This window comes from Bradyrhizobium sp. LB14.3 (assembly GCF_040547985.1).
Taxonomy (GTDB): Bacteria; Pseudomonadota; Alphaproteobacteria; order Rhizobiales; family Xanthobacteraceae; genus Bradyrhizobium.
In genome coordinates, this window is sequence record NZ_JBEPQT010000006.1 from 289,711 (window position 1) to 306,714 (window position 17,004).

At 63.3% G+C, this 17,004-nt stretch carries 19 protein-coding genes and 1 pseudogene; 11 read left to right on the forward strand and 9 right to left on the reverse strand.

Going from position 1 to position 17,004, the window contains the following annotated elements; genetic code table 11:
• Positions 1-60: 60 nt before the first annotated feature.
• Together ABIB00_RS15660 and ABIB00_RS15665 are read left to right on the forward strand one after the other, a co-directional pair.
• Positions 61-669, forward strand: coding sequence for a TetR/AcrR family transcriptional regulator (locus ABIB00_RS15660; RefSeq protein ID WP_354104961.1), 609 nt, complete (start codon positions 61-63; stop codon positions 667-669).
• Between the two features lie 1,646 nt (positions 670-2,315).
• Complete coding sequence (locus ABIB00_RS15665) at positions 2,316-2,588, forward strand: hypothetical protein (RefSeq protein ID WP_354104962.1); 273 nt, start codon at positions 2,316-2,318, stop codon at positions 2,586-2,588.
• Between the two features lie 985 nt (positions 2,589-3,573).
• On the opposite strand, the gene ABIB00_RS15670 is transcribed toward ABIB00_RS15665, so the two are convergent.
• Both ABIB00_RS15670 and ABIB00_RS15675 read right to left on the reverse strand, forming a co-directional pair.
• Complete coding sequence (locus ABIB00_RS15670) at positions 3,574-4,947, reverse strand: PleD family two-component system response regulator (protein WP_247444324.1); 1,374 nt, start codon at positions 4,945-4,947, stop codon at positions 3,574-3,576.
• Between the two features lie 14 nt (positions 4,948-4,961).
• Entirely contained in the window at positions 4,962-5,327 is a 366-nt protein-coding gene (locus ABIB00_RS15675) for a response regulator (RefSeq protein WP_247340659.1), read from the reverse strand.
• 241 nt (positions 5,328-5,568) lie between these two features.
• Here ABIB00_RS15675 and ABIB00_RS15680 point away from each other — a divergent pair, with 241 nt between their 5' ends.
• From ABIB00_RS15680 to ABIB00_RS15690, 3 genes are read left to right on the forward strand one after another with little or no spacing between them, the layout of a single operon-like run.
• Positions 5,569-5,880 carry a DUF3572 domain-containing protein gene (locus ABIB00_RS15680; RefSeq protein ID WP_354051590.1) on the forward strand — a complete coding sequence of 104 codons (312 nt, stop codon included), beginning with the start codon at positions 5,569-5,571 and terminating at the stop codon, positions 5,878-5,880.
• Complete coding sequence (locus tag ABIB00_RS15685) at positions 5,859-7,181, forward strand: DNA polymerase IV (protein ID WP_502917822.1); 1,323 nt, start codon at positions 5,859-5,861, stop codon at positions 7,179-7,181. Before ABIB00_RS15680 ends, ABIB00_RS15685 begins: the two co-directional genes overlap by 22 nt.
• Positions 7,181-7,579 (forward strand): ACT domain-containing protein, encoded by a 399-nt coding sequence (locus tag ABIB00_RS15690; RefSeq protein ID WP_247340665.1) that lies wholly within the window; start codon positions 7,181-7,183, stop codon positions 7,577-7,579. The genes ABIB00_RS15685 and ABIB00_RS15690 overlap by 1 nt, the downstream gene beginning before the upstream one ends.
• 7 nt (positions 7,580-7,586) lie before the next feature.
• Here the strand turns inward: ABIB00_RS15690 and ABIB00_RS15695 are convergent, their stop codons facing one another.
• Positions 7,587-7,988: a RidA family protein gene (locus ABIB00_RS15695; RefSeq protein WP_247340667.1), complete on the reverse strand. Its 402-nt coding sequence runs from the start codon at positions 7,986-7,988 to the stop codon at positions 7,587-7,589.
• A 182-nt stretch (positions 7,989-8,170) separates the two neighbouring features.
• Positions 8,171-9,016, reverse strand: coding sequence for a cell envelope integrity EipB family protein (locus ABIB00_RS15700; RefSeq protein ID WP_354051584.1), 846 nt, complete (start codon positions 9,014-9,016; stop codon positions 8,171-8,173).
• 242 nt (positions 9,017-9,258) lie between these two features.
• On the opposite strand from ABIB00_RS15700, the gene ABIB00_RS15705 reads away from it, so the two are divergent.
• The 4 genes from ABIB00_RS15705 to ABIB00_RS15720 are packed head-to-tail and all read left to right on the forward strand — an operon-like array spanning position 9,259 to position 12,253.
• Positions 9,259-9,726 (forward strand): RidA family protein, encoded by a 468-nt coding sequence (locus tag ABIB00_RS15705; RefSeq protein WP_247340671.1) that lies wholly within the window; start codon positions 9,259-9,261, stop codon positions 9,724-9,726.
• A 5-nt stretch (positions 9,727-9,731) separates the two neighbouring features.
• A complete protein-coding gene (locus tag ABIB00_RS15710) occupies positions 9,732-10,478 on the forward strand; it encodes a glycerophosphodiester phosphodiesterase (RefSeq protein ID WP_354104964.1) in 747 nt (248 codons plus the stop codon).
• 53 nt (positions 10,479-10,531) lie between these two features.
• A complete protein-coding gene (locus ABIB00_RS15715) occupies positions 10,532-11,773 on the forward strand; it encodes a GNAT family N-acetyltransferase (protein ID WP_354104965.1) in 1,242 nt (413 codons plus the stop codon).
• A gap of 51 nt (positions 11,774-11,824) precedes the next feature.
• Positions 11,825-12,253: an HIT family protein gene (locus ABIB00_RS15720; RefSeq protein ID WP_247340675.1), complete on the forward strand. Its 429-nt coding sequence runs from the start codon at positions 11,825-11,827 to the stop codon at positions 12,251-12,253.
• Between the two features lie 117 nt (positions 12,254-12,370).
• On the opposite strand, the gene tsaA is transcribed toward ABIB00_RS15720, so the two are convergent.
• The 4 genes from tsaA to ABIB00_RS15740 form a co-directional block, all read right to left on the reverse strand.
• Positions 12,371-12,862: a tRNA (N6-threonylcarbamoyladenosine(37)-N6)-methyltransferase TrmO gene (gene tsaA / locus ABIB00_RS15725; protein ID WP_354104966.1), complete on the reverse strand. Its 492-nt coding sequence runs from the start codon at positions 12,860-12,862 to the stop codon at positions 12,371-12,373.
• 31 nt (positions 12,863-12,893) lie between these two features.
• Positions 12,894-13,244, reverse strand: a complete 351-nt coding sequence (locus tag ABIB00_RS15730) for an AzlD domain-containing protein (RefSeq protein WP_247340677.1) — start codon at positions 13,242-13,244, stop codon at positions 12,894-12,896.
• Positions 13,241-13,981, reverse strand: coding sequence for an AzlC family ABC transporter permease (locus ABIB00_RS15735; protein ID WP_354104967.1), 741 nt, complete (start codon positions 13,979-13,981; stop codon positions 13,241-13,243). The genes ABIB00_RS15730 and ABIB00_RS15735 overlap by 4 nt, the downstream gene beginning before the upstream one ends.
• Positions 13,982-14,087: 106 nt before the next feature.
• The gene (locus ABIB00_RS15740) at positions 14,088-15,128 is read right to left on the reverse strand and encodes a transglycosylase SLT domain-containing protein (RefSeq protein ID WP_354069353.1); all 1,041 of its coding nucleotides are present in this window, start codon (positions 15,126-15,128) and stop codon (positions 14,088-14,090) included.
• 21 nt (positions 15,129-15,149) lie between these two features.
• Between ABIB00_RS15740 and ABIB00_RS15745 the strand changes: the two genes are divergently transcribed.
• Positions 15,150-16,166 carry a TRAP transporter substrate-binding protein gene (locus ABIB00_RS15745; RefSeq protein ID WP_354053406.1) on the forward strand — a complete coding sequence of 339 codons (1,017 nt, stop codon included), beginning with the start codon at positions 15,150-15,152 and terminating at the stop codon, positions 16,164-16,166.
• Positions 16,167-16,221: 55 nt separating this feature from the next.
• Here ABIB00_RS15745 and ABIB00_RS15750 read toward each other — a convergent pair.
• Positions 16,222-16,421 (reverse strand): annotated as a pseudogene (locus ABIB00_RS15750) (hypothetical protein).
• Positions 16,422-16,529: 108 nt separating this feature from the next.
• Between ABIB00_RS15750 and ABIB00_RS15755 the strand changes: the two are divergent.
• The coding region (locus ABIB00_RS15755) for a transposase (RefSeq protein WP_354104968.1) at positions 16,530-17,004 on the forward strand (475 nt) is incomplete at its 3' end.

A 17,004-nucleotide genomic window follows, 5' to 3' on the forward strand; every position in this document is an offset into this window, starting at 1 on the left:
CCTGTGTACTTAGGCTATGGATAGCGTGCGCTGTCAAGCGAACAGGACATTCACCGCCGCATGGCTCCCCCGCCCGCCCCACAGACGATGAAAGAGCGGATCCTCGAGACCGCCGACAAGCTGTTCTATCTGCAAGGCATTCGCGCCATCGGCGTCGACACCATCGCGGCCGAGATCGGCATCTCCAAGCGCACGCTCTACAACCACTTCCCCTCCAAGGACGCGCTGATCACGGCGTATCTCGAACGCCGCTTCGTGCAGCCCCGCACCTCCGACAAGCCCCCGGCCGAGCAGATCCTCGCCACCTTCGATTCGCTGGAGCGACGTTTTGCGGCCAAGGATTTCCGCGGCTGCCCGTTCGTGAACGCGGTCGCCGAACTTGGCCCGGCGGACCGCGCCGTGAAGAAGATCGCCATCGCCTTCAAGGAAAGCCGCCGCATCTGGTTTCGCGACCGGCTGAATGAACTCGGCGTTACCGACGCGGAGGCGCTGGCAACGCAGCTCGTGCTGCTGGTCGACGGCTCCATCGCGCAGGACCTCGTCCGCGACGATCCCGCGATGGCGCGCGCGGCGAAGGAAGCGGCGAAGGTGCTGCTGCGGAATGCGGGGGTGGATGTGGGAGATAAGGCTGCAGTGAAGCCAGGCAAGCGGGCGGCCCGGTATCCCTGAAGCAGCTGAAAGATCAGAGCCCGATCCGCTCGCCGCAAGAGGCCCGGATAGGCGAGCACGCGCCCGAACCCTGAGGGAGCGGCTTGCGTCAACAATCTGGGAATTCTGGGGCCGACGAATGGGCTTGGAACGACTTGCCGATTGCAAAGTTTTCCCGTTGCCCTTTGCCAAGGGGTGACTGCCTTCCCCAGGGCAGCCTCAACAGCCCCAGCTTCACCGCCCTGAAGCTGGGGTCCTTTTGCTGTCTGGACAATTTGGTCTGCAGACCTCAGGAGGCGTTGATGCAAGCTGATCACGCGACCCTTCTTGTTGAACGGTTTAACGACCTCTCTTCTCAACTGTCAGATCTGAAAGATCTCCGGCTTAAAGTCGAAGAGGCGGAGCGACGCGCTTGCATTGTGCCTCCATTGCAGTCGCCCCCGAGCACTCAATCGCCTCCGGGCCAGCCGACATCTTCCTGAGCGCGTCATGGACCGCGCTGGCCGAACCAGCGCCCCTGAGGCAGTGAGCCTGACGTATTGAAATCCGATGTTCGCCCATGGTAGTTTTCTACTTTTTCCCGATAGTGTTTTTGTGCTGGGGAGGACATTTATGCAAAGCTCTCGCGCAATCCTTTATGCCCAACAACTTAGCGAACTCACTTCTCAGCTCTCAGAATTGGAATATCTTCGAGGTCTAGTCGAAGAAGCAGAGCGAAGCGCCCGCGGTGTGCCTCCATTACGCTTGACACATCCTGCTTCGCGCCGCCTTCGAAGGCGTGAACCGGGCGCCCTGTCTGTCCGCCTCCGTCGCCACGCGCCACCAAGCAGGAATGCAGGAGCTATCAGCCCGCCTGACAACGACAACCAAGTCGATTGGACTTTGCTGGAGCCATTCCCCGACGGATGGTGGGCTTCCCCCTAAACCTCTCCAAGCGCTGGGACGAAGAGATCGGTCCAATGCCCGAGAGACGCTCCCCTGAAGAGAGCGAGCCGATATCCCTGAGGGAGTGGATCGGCACCCTACAATCGGGCCGAAGTTCGAATGCAGCGGAAAATGTGAGCAGTTTCATAAAAGTGCACAGAAAGCAGGGCTAAAATCCGATACCTTCCTTCGGTTCACCGCCTAGTTCGGCTGCCTGCCCTTTCTTTTGCTAAGAGTTTTCAGCGGCTTTGTGTTGGAGGCATTGATGAAGAACTCTACCGGTCTCCTTTTTGCCCAACGGTTGAACGAACTCAATTCTCAGCTCTCAGAATTGGAAGAACTTCGAACTCGGATCAAAGAAGCGGAGCGACGCGCCTGCGGTGCACCTACACTACGATCGAACTCAAAAACTCCGAAGTCTCGAAAATCGATATCTGTCCTGACGCTCGTAACCGTCCCACCTGCCGAACGTCGCCTGAGGCTTCGTCCCTGAGTGGAACGGCTTGCGCTCCGCCTCGATATTGAACAAGCTCATGCGCCACCGGAGCGTAGTATTGGGTGGCCGCCCCACCTTTTATTAGGACCTTTGGCTAAAACCGCCGTCGCCTCCCAGGGCGGCGGCGGTTTCGATTTGTCGATACATATCAAGCGGCTTGAAGGAGTGGAAGGTCTCGGGTGACGCTTGACACGCGACAACAACCCAAGGAAGCATCCGGCGTTTTTCATGCCCTTGGAGATTGCCGATGACTACCATCCACATGGACTCGTCCCTCAGCCAGACCGCCACCCGCGCCGTTTTGAACGGAGGAGTTCTGAGGTGCACAAAGACCAGCGACAAGGACGTTTATTCCCATTCGATTTGGGCGACCGAAAGCAACATCCGTCAATTCACGATGCACGAAGGGGACAGCATCGTCATCCCACCCGGTTCGACCGTGACGATATGGATATTCCGAAGGCAGCCGGGAAATTCTACTTGGACCCTGGACTTCGAACTCAAGGAAAAGGCAGCCTGACAAGCCATTCGAAACAGCCGCTCTCGGAAAGTCCAAGAGCGGTCCTTTGAAGAGAGCGAGCCGATACCCCTGAGGGAGCGGCTTGCCTCAACAAATCCGGGAATTCTGCGGCCGACGAATGGCTTTGGAACGACCTGCCGATGGCAAAGTTTTCCCGTTGCCCTTTGCCAAGGGGCGACTGCCTTCCCCAAAGGGCAGCCTCAAGACAGCCCCAGCTTCACCGCCCTGAAGCTGGGGTCCTTTTGCTCCAGATTCACATGCTTTAATGAAGTTGCGCCCGCCCGATGAATACTCTGAAGTCTTGGAATGGCTTTAGTGCTGGGGCGATAAATACAGGAATTTCGCACGATCCTTTTGGCCCAACGGTTGAACGACCTCTCTTCACAACTCTCAGAGCTGGAAAATCTTCGACTTCAGATCGAACAAGCGGAGCGACGCCGGCGGGCTGTGCTTGCGCGGCGGCTCCCCCTCGATTATTCCGCGTCTGGCTCCTAAGCGCTTGGCACTTCCCTGAGGGAGTGCCGGGGAGCGGATCAGGCCGCTGCGGCCATCAGTGCGTTCGCTACCTGCACCGTTGCGAGAACCAGTCCATGCCGTCACCGGCAAGATGCTGCTGATCTGAGGAAACAACCCAGCTCCGGTTCTGCCCGCGACTCCGCCCGTCGGATAACCTGTGGAGTCCAACCACGATGTGTAGACGCTGCGGCGGACTGGATTCCCCGCCTGCCGCCCACGCTAAAAGCTTCGGCGCCACTGGACCTCACCTCGGCGAAGCCTTGGCGTAGCCGGGTCGCGGGGAATGACGGCGCAGTTTGTTGACGTTCGGGATGCTAGCAGCATGCCCCTGTTTTGCCCGACGAGTCAAACGGCGTTGCTGTCTGCATCAGCCGTTTTGCGGCCGACGTAAGCCGTTGATTCCACTATCACCGGCTACTGTGCATGGGGTTGTTTTCGCTTTTTTTCGCGCGGCCCTGTGCAAGCGACCTCACGCGGCCTGCGACACCACGCGGTTCCGGCCGTCGTGCTTGGCGCGATACATCGCGGTGTCGGCGCGCTTGAGGACGTCGCCAACCGCCTCGCCCTTCTGCTCCAGCGTGGTCAGCCCGATCGAGATCGTGACCTCGATGCGCTTGGTGCCCTTGTGGATCGCGAACGGCTCGCCCGCGATCGAGCGGCGCAGCCGCTCGGCGACCATGCCGGCGACGTGGAGATCGGTCTCCGGCATCACGATGACGAATTCCTCGCCGCCGTAGCGGCAGGCGAGATCGATGCCGCGGATCGACTTGCGCACCCGCACGGCGAATTCGCGCAGCACGTCGTCGCCGGCGTCGTGGCCGTAATTGTCGTTGATCGACTTGAAGTAGTCGATGTCCAGGATCATCAGCGCGAGCGGCTTGCCGCGGGTCGCGGCCTGCTCGGCCAGCGTCGCGAGATGGCTCTCCATGTAGCGGCGATTGTGCAGCCCGGTGAGCGCATCGGTGATCGCCATCTCGATCGAGTTCTGCACGTTGTCGCGCAGATGATCGGTGTAGCGGCGGCGGCGGATCTGGGTGCGGGCGCGCGCCAGCAACTCGATCTTGTCGATGGGACGCAGCAGATAGTCGTTGACGCCGATCTCGAGGCCGCGGAGCAGCCGCGTCGAATTCTCGGGATCTGCGATCGCCAGGATCGGCACGTGGCGCGTACGCTCCAACGAGCGCGCCTGGCTGCATAGCCGCAGCCCGTCGAAATTGTTGAGGTCGAGCGAGACGATCAGGAGGTCGTAATTGCCCTCGGCGGCGTGGAACAGCGCTTCCGTCGGGTTCGGCTCGACGTCGATAGTGTGCTCGGCGGCGAGGATCGTCGCCAGCCGCTCATAGGAGGACTGGCGGTCGTCGACCAGGAGGATGCGGCCGCCCTTGCCGGTGTCGGCCACGGCGGTGCGCTCGGGCGCCTGCATGCCGATCTCGAGCGAGGTGATGGCGCGCATGCGCAGCTCATCGGTCATCATCTTCAGCCGCGTCAGCGAGCGCACGCGCGCGATCAGCACGACGTCGGAGACCGGCTTGGTGAGGAAATCGTCGGCGCCGGCTTCCAGCCCGCGGTTGCGGTCGGACGGGCTGTCGAGCGCGGTGACCATCACGACGGGGATGTGATGCGTGGCCGGATCGGTCTTGAGGCGGCGGCAGACTTCGAAACCGTCCATGTCCGGCATCATGACGTCGAGCAGGATGATGTCGCATTCGGACCGGCGCGAGATCTCCAGCGCCTCGGTGCCGTTCGAGGCGGTCATCACGTCGAAATATTCGGCGGACAGGCGGGCTTCGAGCAGCTTGACGTTGGCAGGGACGTCATCGACGACGAGGATACGCGCGGACACTGTGAACTCACTTCCTATCCGATGAAACGCCGGACCGTCTCGATAAATTTGCCGACCGAGATCGGCTTGGACAAATAGGCTTCGCAGCCGCCCTCGCGGATGCGCTCTTCGTCGCCCTTCATCGCGAACGCCGTGACGGCGACGACGGGAATGCTGCGCAGCTCCGGATCGTCCTTGATCCAGCGCGTCACCTCCAGGCCCGAGACCTGCGGCAATTGGATATCCATCAGCACGAGGTCGGGCCGCGTCTTGCGCACGAGGTCGAGCGCCTCGTAGCCGTTGCTGGTACCCGAGGTCTGGTAGCCGTGCGCTTCCAACAGGTCGCGGAAGAGCTTCATGTTGAGCTCGTTGTCTTCCACGATCAGGACGGTCTTAGCCATCCCGCCCTCCTGTTTGGTCCACAGACCGATACATGTGCCGCCTCAGGCGCCGCTCACCGGCGCTTCGAAAACTGGATTCAAACTAGCCTCAGATTCGCTTGAGTTTCGTTAAACCCGGGGGCCGACTTTCTGCGATGTGGTTTCCAGTTGCTTGTCCGGGGTCGCAAGACTTGGGCACGAGACTCGGGCATGATGACTCCAAAGTAGACACTGAAAGTTAACGGAAAGGCAAACCGGCCACGTGAAAAAGCCTGTTCACAACCCCCGCGAAGTCGCTGAAATCGTTGCGCTTCAGGCGCTGTCCTTCGTCGCCGGCGAGCCTGAGCGGCTGGGCCTATTCCTGGCCGAGACGGGGGTCGGCCCGGAGATGTTGCGCAATGCCGCCTCGGACCCGAATTTCCTCCTCAGCGTGCTCGATTTCGTGATGCGCGATGACGCCACCGTGAAGGCCTTTGCGGACACTGCGGAGCTGCATCCGACCAACGTTGCCGCAGCGCGGCAGGTCCTGGGCGACGCGCTCGGCGACCGCCATTGGGAGCGCGACGTGCCGTGACCGCCCCGGAGGCGGTCGGGCCCCGCTGTTTCTGCCGGGATTGTTCGGCCGATCTGGACATGGCCATCCAAAGCCTGGGCGTGCGGCGCTGTTCCGCCTGCGGTTCCCCTCGCCTCGTCCGCCACCGCGCGCTCGCAAATCTGACCATCGCCCATATCGACTGCGACGCCTTCTACGCGACGGTCGAGAAGCGCGACAATCCTGAGATCGCCGACAAGCCCGTCATCATCGGCGGGGGAAAACGCGGCGTGGTGTCGGCCGCCTGCTACATCGCACGCACCTATGGTGTGCGCTCGGCCATGCCGATGTACAAGGCGTTGGAAGCCTGTCCGCACGCGACGGTGATCGGGCCGGACATGGCCAAATATGTCCGGGTCGGGCGCGAGGTTCGCCAGGCCATGCAGGCGCTGACGCCGCTGGTCGAGCCGCTCTCGATCGACGAGGCCTTCCTCGATCTCTCCGGCACCGAGCGGGTGCACGGCATGATCCCGGCGAAGGTGCTGGCGCAGTTCGCGCGCAACATCGAGCGCGACATCGGCATCAGCGTCTCGGTCGGCCTCTCCTGCAACAAGTTTCTGGCCAAGATCGCCTCCGACCTCGACAAGCCGCGCGGCTTTGCCGCGCTCGACCAGGAGGAAGCCCGCGAGATGCTGGCTTCGAGGCCGGTCGGCTTCATCTTCGGCGTCGGACCGGCCACGCAGGAGCGCCTTGTGCAACGCGGCTTCCGCATCATCGCCGATCTTCAAAAGGCCGACGAGATCGAGATGATGCGGCAGTTTCCGAGCGAGGGCCGCAGGCTGTGGCGGCTCGCGCGCGGCATCGACGACCGCCGCGTCGAGCCTGATCGGGGCGCCAAGACGATCTCGAGCGAGACGACGTTCGAGACCGACATCCGCGAGTTCGCGGCGCTGGAGCGGATCCTGTGGCGGCTGTGCGAGAAGACGTCGTCGCGGCTGAAGAGCAGCGAGCTTGCCGGCTCCACCGTCACGTTGAAATTGAAGACCGCCGACTTCCGCCAGCGTACGCGCTCGCAGTCGATCGCAGCCCCGACGCAGCTTGCCGCAAAGATCTTCTCGATCTGCCGCGAGATGCTGGCCAAGGAGATCGACGGCACCGCCTTCCGCCTGATGGGCGCCGGCGTCAGCGCACTGCGCGAGGGCTCGATCGCCGACGACACCGACATGCTCGACCGCCGCGCCGCCCACGCCGAGCGCGCGGTGGACAGCTTGCGTAAAAAGTTCGGCAGCGCCGCGGTGATCCGAGGCATCGCCTATGAGGGGCCGGAAAAGGCGCAGGAGTGATGACAGGCGAACGCGATCTCGACGCGCTGCTGAGACACATGAAGCCGGAGATGCGGCCGGGCATCTTCGTGTTCTGCGCGATCCCGACAGACCAGCCGATTCCCGCAGCGCTCAGTCCGCTGCTGACGTTTCGCGAACAGGAGGGCATCACGCTCGTGCTCCTGCGCGAAGAGGCCGCAGCGGCAGGCATACGCTACGGGTTCGCCTCGCGCCTGATCACCCTGACGGTTCATTCCTCGCTGGAGGCGGTGGGGTTCTTGGCCGCAATCACAGCGCCTCTCGCCGCAGCCGGCATCAGCGTGAACGCCGTGTCGGCCTTTTATCACGACCATCTCTTCGTGCCTGCTGACCGGGCCGACGAAGCGATGGCTGTTTTGCAAGAGGCGTCTGGAGCGTAGCCCGAAATCAATCCGCGACCGCGATCGCCTCGATCTCGATCATCCACTCCGGCGCGGCGAGCGCGGAGACACCGACGAGGGTAGAGGCCGGCGGCTCCATGCCATCGAAGAAGGCCGAGCGGGCCTTGCCGATGATCGGGCGCAGCTCCGGCTTGTAGTTCACGACGAAGGTCGTGATCTTGACGATGTTGGCGTAGCTCGCGCCGGCCGCTTTCAGCGCGTGACCGAGATTCTGCATCACCTGCGTGGTCTGCGCGGCGAGATCGCCCTCGCCGACGATCCGTCCCTCCTCGTCCACCGACACCTGGCCGGAGATGTAGATGGTGCGCGCCCCCGTGGCGGTGACGACATGCGAATAGGCCGGATTGTGATGCAGGCCGCTGGGGCGAAGATGATCAAGCTTGGGCATGGTTGGGCCTCCCGTATGTCAGTGGTTGGGAGGGAGCGTAGCCGTACAGCGCGCTAAGGGCTAGCCCGCGACATCCCTTTCGTCATTGCGAGGAGCAAAGCGACGAAGCAATCCAGACTGCCACCGTGGAAATAGTCTGGATTGCTTCGCTTCGCTCGCAATGACGAAAGAGAGAAAAACCCTCAATTGCAGGGCTTGCTGTCCTTCGCGTCGAACTTGCCCATCGCGCCCGAAATCACAAAATCGTTGTAGTCGAGCACGAGCTGGCGCGAGACGCCGTTCTCGTAGAGCTCGAACGCCATCGCGTAGACCGGCGTCTGCTCGCCTTCCTTCTGCTGGGCCTCGCGGTCGAAATAGCTGACGGTGACGGGCCAACGTTTGAGCGACTTCATGTGCTCGTCGGACGTCGACGGATCGGGCGAGCCCTCGCGCTCGGCCGGGATCGGCTGGCCGATCACGGTCAGCGTGTTGTAGACCTTCTGGCCATCGTCGGAGCCGTCATAGACAGAGAGCTCGAGCAGCGACTTGCCGTCCTTGGCGGCGGCAATGATGCGCTGGATCTGTTCGGTCGGGAATACGATCTTGCCGTCGAGCGTAAAGCTCTTCGGCGCCGGCAGCTTCAGCTTGACGTTGATGTGGTCGCCGTCGCGCTCGGCCGAGCCGTCGACCCGGCCGGCATCCGCCTCGTTCATCCGCGTCTCGATCTTGAAGCGGTAGCTTTTGCCGGCGGCGTCCTCCCAGGAATTGGAGCGGAGGTCGCTGAGCGTGACCTTGCCCTCGCCGCTGTCGAGCTCGGAGACCTGGCGGAATTCGGAGGTGTAGCCCTCGCACGAACTGCCGGCGAAATTGTAGAGGATGCGACCGCGCGCGCTGTTGACCGAATTGGAGCGCGATTTCACCAGGCTCAAATCGTAGAGTGCCTGATGCGAGAGGAATGGACCGTTGGCGGCCTGCGCGACGCCTCCGGGACCGAAAGCGGCCGCCGCGAGCGCCGTCACACCGAGCGAAGTCCGGAAAAGGTGCAGCATGTCTGGTCCCTTGGGGAAAGCGCAAATTCGACATTTTAATGAACGTTCCATTGCGTCGCAACTGAGGCCGTTTCACGTAAAGTTGCGGCCCCAGTTGAACCACCTGCCCTGCCTCGACAAAATGCAGCCGCTTGCAGGCCCTTGGGCTTGCTTGCATGTGGTGGCACGATGGGCGAAACAGGGCGCGCCCGGCCTGCAACGGATGCGCCCGGGCGGATGGATTTTGGACAACGAGGTCGAACATGGCGGGCACGGTCGAACAGAAGCTGGCGGAACAGGGCATCAAGCTGCACGAGGCCCCCACCCCCGTGGCCAATTACGTGCCGTTCGTGCGTACCGGTAATTTGCTGTTCGTCTCCGGCCAGGTCTGCTTCGCCCCCGACGGCAAGCTGATCGCCAAGGGCAAGCTCGGCGCCGGCGTGACCATCGAAGACGGCGCGGCGGCCGCCCGCGGTTGCGCCGTCAACCTGCTGGCCCAGGTCAAGGCGGCGCTGGGCGACCTCGACAAGGTCGTTCGCGTGGTGCGCCTCGGCGGCTTCATCAACTCGGCGCCGGACTTCCTGGACGGGCCCAAGGTCCTCAACGGCGCCTCCGACCTGATGGTGGCCGCCTTCGGCGACAAGGGCCGCCATGCCCGCACCACCGTCGGCGTCGCCTCGCTGCCCGCGGATGCGGCGGTCGAGGTCGACGGCGTGTTCGAGGTCGCCTGAGCGGAATGCGCGCTCCCGATTGGCTGACAGCCCGGCCGGTCGCCCATCGCGGCCTGCACGAAATTTCCCGCGGCATCGTCGAGAACATGCCGGGCGCGGTTCAGGCTGCGATCGCAGGCAATTTCTCGATCGAAGTCGATATCCAGCTGTCGTCCGACGGCGAGGCCATGGTGCATCACGACCATGAGCTGGGCCGCCTGACCGAAGCCGCCGGCGCGCTGGTCGAGAAGACCGCCGCCGAACTGAAGGCCGTCGCGTTCAAGGACACGGCCGAGCGGATGATGTCGCTCAGCGACCTCTGCAGCATGGTCGCCGGCCGCGTGCCACTGGTGATCGAGGTCAAAAGCCATTTTGACGGCGACCGCAAACTGGTGAAGCGGATGGCCGAGGTGCTGGCGTCCTATCAGGGGCCCGCGGTCGGTATGTCGTTCGATCCCGACCAGGTGCTGGCGCTGCGCGACCTGTTGCCCTCCCTCCCGCGCGGCATCGTCGCGCAGCGGAGCTATGAGAACGAAAATTGGGCTTACCTGAACCAGGAGCAGCGCGACAGCATGCTGTACCTGCGCCACGGCTTCCAGACCCAACCGCATTTCGTCGCCTTCAAGGTCGACCACCTCCCGGCCCCGGCGCCCTGGATCGCCCGCAATGTGCTCGGCTGCGCCCTGCTAGGCTGGACCGTGCGCACGACAGAGCAGCGGACGCGGGTCGGGCAATATGCAGACCAGATGATCTTCGAGGGCTTCGTGCCGTAGGCTTGATGTTCCCACTCTTGAAGTCGCTGCTGCAATGCACGATCTTGGGCACGATGGCACCATCCGAAATCACCCTCGAAGCAGTACCTTCCATTGGCGAAGTGTCGCCGGACGATTGGGACGCCTGCGCCAATCCCGGCAAGATTTGTAACGGGCATGGCAAGGGAACCTCATCCGGGCTTCCAGGCGATTCCCATGGCCTCTCAAGGCCCGCCTATAACCCTTTTGTCTCCCACGCATTTCTTTCTGCGATCGAGAAATCGGGTTCGGCAACAATCCGCACCGGCTGGGGGCCTCGGCATCTCGTGGCCAAGATCGATGGCCGCGTTGCGGGGGTGGCGCCCTGCTATTTGAAATCGCATTCGCAAGGCGAATATGTCTTCGACCGCGGCTGGGCGGATGCCTATGAGCGCGCCGGCGGGCGCTATTATCCGAAGCTTCAGGTCTCGGTTCCCTTCACGCCGGCGACGGGGCCGCGGCTGCTAGTTCGCGACGGCGTTGACCACGAGCGCATCACGGAGGCGCTGGCGAGCGGGCTGGTGGCGCTGTGCGGCGTCAGCAAGGCCTCCTCGGTGCACGTTACCTTCGCGCGCGAGGCGGAGTGGAAGCTGCTCGGGAAGCACGGCTTCCTCCAACGCACCGACCAGCAGTTCCACTGGCACAACCCGGGCTTTGCGACGTTCGACGATTTCCTGGCGACGCTGAACTCACGCCACCGCAAGTCGATCAAGCGCGAGCGGCGCGATGCACTGGCCGCCGGGGTCACCATCCACTGGCTCACGGGCAAAGACATCACCGAAGACGCGTGGGATGCGTTTTTCATGTTCTACATGGAGACCGGCTCGCGCAAATGGGGCCGGCCGTATCTGACGCGGGAATTCTTCTCGCTGATCGGCGAGACCATGAGCCAGGACGTGCTGCTGATCATGGCACGCCGTAACGATCGCTGGATCGCTGGCGCGATCAACTTCATCGGCTCGGACACGCTGTTCGGCCGCAACTGGGGTGCGGTCGAGCATCATCCCTTCCTGCATTTCGAGGTCTGCTATTATCAGGCGATCGACTTCGCCATCAAACACGGCCTGGGGAATGTCGAGGCCGGCGCGCAGGGCGAGCACAAGATCGCGCGCGGCTACCTGCCGCGGACCACCCACTCCGCCCACTTCATCGCCGATCCCGGCTTGCGCCGCGCCATCGACGATTACCTCAAGCGCGAGCGCGCCTATGTCGCGGAAGCCGGACGGGAGCTGGCCGAGCTCGGCCCGTTCCGCAAAGGCGCCGACGAGGCGCCTTGACGGTTCACTGCTGCTGGTGACAGTAGCGCGAAATTCCAGGGAGCCGCCGCCATGACCGCCTACGACACCAACAACATCTTTGCAAAAATTCTGCGCGGCGAATTCCCCTGCCACAAGGTCTACGAGGATGAGCACGTGCTTGCCTTCCTCGACATCATGCCGCGGGCACCAGGCCACACGCTGGTGATTCCAAAAGCCCCTGCCCGCAACATCCTCGACATCAAGCCTGATGACTACGCCCATGTCGCCCGCGGCGCCCACAAAATCGCAGCCGCTGCGATGACAGCGTTTAGGGCTGACGGTATCACCGTGCAGCAGTTCAACGAGGCGGCCGGCGGACAGGTGGTATTTCATCTCCACATGCACGTGATGCCGCGCCACGACGGAGTGGCCCTACTGCCGCCCGCCAGCCGCAAGGAAGACGTCAAGGTGCTGGAAGAGAACGCGACCAAGCTGATCGCGGCGTTGAAGGAGGTTTGAGTTTCTCGGCTCGTCATTGCGAGCGAAGCGAAGCAATCCAGACTGTGTCCGCGGTGGCAGTCTGGATTGCTTCGTCGCAAGAGCTCCTCGCAATGACGCGGATGGAGCGAAGCGCCTTCACTCCGTCTGAAAATCCCCCGGCTGCGGTGCGGCCAGCGGGGTGAACTCGCAACGATCGGGCTTGATGTCGATCAGCGGCGTGTTGTCGATGCAATCGAGTCCACGCACCAGAATCGCATTGCCCTCGATGCCGACGAGCTTCACGATCGACGTGCCGATCGGATTGGGCCGGACCGGCGAGCGCAGCGAGAAGGTGCCCCGGGTCTTCTCGTTGTTCTTAGGGCTTTGCAGGACGATGTCGCGGCGCGACTGGTCGAGCCAGTAGAGCACTTCGAGGTTGCTGTAAAAATCGACGCCCTTGATCGCCGGCACGAACGGTTCGAAGATCTCGAGCCGGCATATAGGGCCGTCATGCCGGCCTTGCCGCGGGGTCTCCAGCCGCGAGGTCCAGGGCGTGCGGATGCGGCCGATGAAGACGAGGCCGGCATCCTGCGTCGATGGCAGCTCGATAGAGACTTCACCCTCGCGGAGCTGGTTTTCGCGAACCATATTTCCAATTCCCTGCTGTTCGCCGGCGGTTTTAGCCCAACCACCACGTACCGGCCAGCATGAAGACTTCGCCCGCGACCACGCCGGCGAAGATCGAGCGGCGGGTCAGCAGGAAAACGATGAGGCCGGCGCCGACCGCACCGTAGCGCAAGGCATCCGGCACGCTCGCAAGCGCCCCGGGCGGCTCGACCACGATCTGGGCGATGACGCCGGCCAGGATCGCGGTGGCGACCGCCCGTACCCAGACCAGAAGCTCGGAGCCCTCGTCGATGCCGCCGCCGAACCACAGGCCGAGCATGCGCCATATCTGGTTGGGAACAACGCCAGCGACGAACAGCACGGCGAGCGCGTGCCAGTCGCCGATGAGCTGTGCAAAGCTCATGCGCGCACCTCGCGCCACCAATGCACGCCATAGGCAATCGTGCCGGCCACGAGGCCGCTGACGAGGATGTCGAGGCCGGAGTTCATCTTCGCGGCCAGCGGATAGAGCAGAACCCCGAGCGCCAGCGCGACGCCGTCGGCGACCTCGCGGCAGTTGCGTGCGGTCGAGAACAAGAAGGACAGCGGCGTCAGCAGCAGGATCGCGGCGCCCAGCGTCTGCGTCAGATTTGCAGCGAGGAAATAGCCGACCGTGTTGGCGGTGAGACACACCGAGACGAGACCGAAGCCAAGTCCGTTGACAAAGGCGATCCGGCGCTCACGCGGCACCTGCGGCAGGAAGCGATGGCATTCGACCCACAGTGTCACCGCGGTGAGATGCGCCGCGAAAAACAGCTCGCGCCGTTTTGTCGTCGGCGTGCGCATCAGCGGCAGCACCGAGACCACCATCGGAAACAGGCGGACGGCGCTGACCGTGACTGCGATCGCCGACTGGATGACGGTCGCGCCAGAGCCGAGCGTGGTGATCAGGATGATCTGCGCCGGTCCCGCCCAGACGAACAGCGTCGAGCAAAGCGCCCATAGCAGGCTGAAATGGCTATCGTGGGCGAGCGCACCAATGCCGAGATAGGTCGCGAACAGGACGAGGGTGAGGATCGTCTGCGTGATCGAGCGCAGTCCCCACGCAAAGGCGCGCCAGGGACTTTGCCATTGAGGTGAATCGAGCGGAGGAAGCGCCACGGGAGTCTTGGACGGATGAGGAATCGTGCCTGCATAACGGGCAATGCGGCGCCTCGCGTCAAGAAAGCGCGCGGCGGGGCTGGCATGCACGCTGGGACAGATGCCCCTACCCGCTCACGCCGCGGTTCTTCAGCACGAAGCACGCCCCGCCGGCCTTGCGGATGCGACCGCAGAGTTCATCCGCCTCGCTCCGCGTATCGGCGCCGATGCGCACCTGGTAGAACGCGCGCGTGCCGCGGCTGCGCATCACCGAGCTCAGCAGGCTCGGATCACGTTCGCCGATCACGTCGCTTAGCCGCGTGACCGCGCGGGAATACATCGCCAGCGCCCGGTTGCGGTCGAAGCCGGCGGCGAGCTGCACGCCCCAGATCTTTGCGGCCGCGAGCTCCACATGCTGCTCGAGCTCGGCGACGAAGGCATTTGGCGCGCGCTTCAGGAGCACCATCAGATCGCGGCAGCTCGTCGGCGGCGAGCTCGGCGGGCCCTTGCCGGTGCTGCCGGCCTTGGCCCATGCATCGACGCTCGTGCCGGTAATGGCGAAGACGTAGTTGCGCGTCTGGTCCGGCATCGGACCGGTGCCGGCGAGCCATTCCTGGACCCGGCGCGGGCCGGCATTGTAGGCGGCGGCCGCCAAGCCGAGATTGCCGAACTGATTGCGCAGCTCGTTCAGAAATTCCGCCGACTTCGGCAGCGCCTGCACCGGATTGAAGGGATTGAGCAGTCCTCGCTCGCTCGCGGTGCCCGGCATGAATTGCGCGATCCCCTGCGCGTGCTCGCCGCTGCGCGTCATCGGCCCCACCGCATCAGCCTGGAAGCGGCTCTCCTGCCAGATCACGCGGGCAAAGAACTCCAGCGGCAGATTGGCATCGCGCGCAGCGGCCTCGATAATCAGGCAGATCGACTCCCGCGTGTCACTCTCGCGCGCATCGCCGGACTTAGCCGGCGGCGTCGCGAGTTCCTCGACGCTGGGGACGGCGACGTCAGTCTTTGCAGGCGAGCTGTCCCATGCTGCGACCCGTGTCGCCGAGACAAGCAGTGTGGTGATGATGCACAACGCAATCTGCACCCATCTCGTGCAGGCATGGTGATGGCGCGCGCCGGCGCGGCGTGCAACAAGATGATCTGCCATGTTGTGGCATCGTGCCATGGTTCGACGAGTTGCCAATATATGCTGCCTGACCTGCTTTTCTCAATGCGATATCCCGCCAAACGGATCCGCGCGATCCTTGCCCTCGCCGCACTCATCCTGAGCGTCGCGCCAGCCGCCGCGCAGGTCAAATGGCGGATGACCACGGAATATCCTGAGAATAACATCTCCGGGATCGGGCTGACGACCTTCGCCAGCCGCATCTCCGAGCGCACCCACGGTTTCGTGACCGTGACCAACGCTTTCGACAACGAGCTCAAGATCAATTCGGGCGAGATGCCGCGCGCGGCGCTGGACGGCCGGATCGCGGGCGGCGATGCCTTCGCGGGCGCGCTCTCGGGCCTCGACCCTGTGCTCGGATTGTCCACCCTGCCCTTTCTCGTGCAATCGGTCGAAATCGCCCGCGCCAGCAATTTGCGGGCGCGCCCGCTCTATGAGAAGGCGCTCGCTGCGCGCGGCCTCAAGCTGCTCTATCTGACGATCTGGCCGGCCACGGGCCTCTGGTCGGAACGGTCGCTCGACAGTGCCGACGATCTGCCGAAACTGAACTTGCGGGCCTACGATGCCAATTCCAGCGAGGTCATGCGCGCGGCCGGCGCGAACGCGCAATTCCTGCCGATGGACGCAGCACTTGCCGGACTGAGGGAGCACCGGCTGAATGCCTTCCTCACCTCCGGCGACGGCGGCGCGGGGCGCAAACTGTGGGACTTCCTGCCGCATTTCACGGCCATCAACTACGCGATGCCGATCTCGATCGCCTTCGTCCGCAGCGACGCATTTGCCGAACTGTCCGAGCCGATGCAGCGCGAGGTGCTGGCTGCTGCGGCCGAGACGGAGCAAAGCCAGTTTGCGCTGCTCGCCCATCGCACATCCGAAAATTATACGCGCATGCGGGACAATGGCGTCCATATCGCCGAGCCGGCGCCTGCGTTCCTTGTCACGGAGCTGCGGAAGGCAGCAAAGGACGCGATCGCCGCCTGGGAAACCCAGGCAGGCGCGGAAGCGACCGCAATCGTCGAATGGGCGAGACAGCAATGAGGAAGCTGTAGCGGCATCTGCGATGAACGCTCCGCTGGTGTCGCTGCTTATCGCCCTAGGTTTTGACCGGAACCGGGAATTCGCCCCGGATGGCGCGGTCGAGGGCATCGATCAGCGCCTGGATCTCGATAAACTTGTTGCGCGCTCGCTCGGCCGTCTCGCGCACAAAGGGAGCGGCCAGCACTTTCGCATGCGCGTCCCTGTCCTCGATCATGCGATCACGGCCTTCTGCAGAGTTTCAAGTCGCTCGCTCATCCGGCCTCTCCCAAAAAATTGTCTCGATCCTAGCAGTCTGCTGAAAAACCCCTCGCCAGGGAGGGGACTTGATGATTCACTTATCATCTCGAATCGGCGGAGACGATCATGCGCGGCAGGTTTACGGATCAGGGCGGCCTGTTTTCGTACATCGCGCCGGATAAGCGAGTGCCAGCGAACCATCCGCTGCGGAAGGTCCGGGAACTTGTCCGGGATGTTTTGAATGATTTGAACCGCAGCCTCGGAAAGCTATACGCCAGCGAGGGACGTCCTTCGATCCCTCCGGAGCAATTGCTGAGCGCCTTGCTGCTGCAGGTGTTCTACGGCATCCGCTCGGAACGCCAGCTGATGGAGCAGCTGGACTACAATCTTTTGTATCGCTGGTTCGTGGGACTGTCGCCGGACGATCCGATCTGGGACCCGACTACCTTTACCAAGAACCGGGAGCGGCTGCAGAACGGCGATGTGTTCACGAAGTTCATGACCAGGCTTCTGAACCATTCTCAGGTCAAGCCGCTATTGTCGGACGAGCATTTTTCGGTGGACGGAACGCTGATCGAAGCCTGGGCTTCGCAGAAGAGTT

What these genes read in the sequence shown, in the direction of transcription:
- ABIB00_RS15660 (WP_354104961.1), top strand. Translation starts at nt 61, where the DNA reads ATGGCTCCCCCGCCCGCCCCACAGACGATGAAAGAGCGGATCCTCGAG.
- ABIB00_RS15665 (WP_354104962.1), top strand. Translation starts at nt 2,316, where the DNA reads ATGACTACCATCCACATGGACTCGTCCCTCAGCCAGACCGCCACCCGC.
- ABIB00_RS15675 (WP_247340659.1), bottom strand. Translation starts at nt 5,327, where the DNA reads ATGGCTAAGACCGTCCTGATCGTGGAAGACAACGAGCTCAACATGAAG.
- ABIB00_RS15690 (WP_247340665.1), top strand. Translation starts at nt 7,181, where the DNA reads ATGACAGGCGAACGCGATCTCGACGCGCTGCTGAGACACATGAAGCCG.
- ABIB00_RS15695 (WP_247340667.1), bottom strand. Translation starts at nt 7,988, where the DNA reads ATGCCCAAGCTTGATCATCTTCGCCCCAGCGGCCTGCATCACAATCCG.
- ABIB00_RS15700 (WP_354051584.1), bottom strand. Translation starts at nt 9,016, where the DNA reads ATGCTGCACCTTTTCCGGACTTCGCTCGGTGTGACGGCGCTCGCGGCG.
- ABIB00_RS15705 (WP_247340671.1), top strand. Translation starts at nt 9,259, where the DNA reads ATGGCGGGCACGGTCGAACAGAAGCTGGCGGAACAGGGCATCAAGCTG.
- ABIB00_RS15710 (WP_354104964.1), top strand. Translation starts at nt 9,732, where the DNA reads ATGCGCGCTCCCGATTGGCTGACAGCCCGGCCGGTCGCCCATCGCGGC.
- ABIB00_RS15715 (WP_354104965.1), top strand. Translation starts at nt 10,532, where the DNA reads ATGGCACCATCCGAAATCACCCTCGAAGCAGTACCTTCCATTGGCGAA.
- ABIB00_RS15720 (WP_247340675.1), top strand. Translation starts at nt 11,825, where the DNA reads ATGACCGCCTACGACACCAACAACATCTTTGCAAAAATTCTGCGCGGC.
- tsaA (WP_354104966.1), bottom strand. Translation starts at nt 12,862, where the DNA reads ATGGTTCGCGAAAACCAGCTCCGCGAGGGTGAAGTCTCTATCGAGCTG.
- ABIB00_RS15730 (WP_247340677.1), bottom strand. Translation starts at nt 13,244, where the DNA reads ATGAGCTTTGCACAGCTCATCGGCGACTGGCACGCGCTCGCCGTGCTG.
- ABIB00_RS15740 (WP_354069353.1), bottom strand. Translation starts at nt 15,128, where the DNA reads ATGGCACGATGCCACAACATGGCAGATCATCTTGTTGCACGCCGCGCC.
- ABIB00_RS15745 (WP_354053406.1), top strand. Translation starts at nt 15,150, where the DNA reads ATGCTGCCTGACCTGCTTTTCTCAATGCGATATCCCGCCAAACGGATC.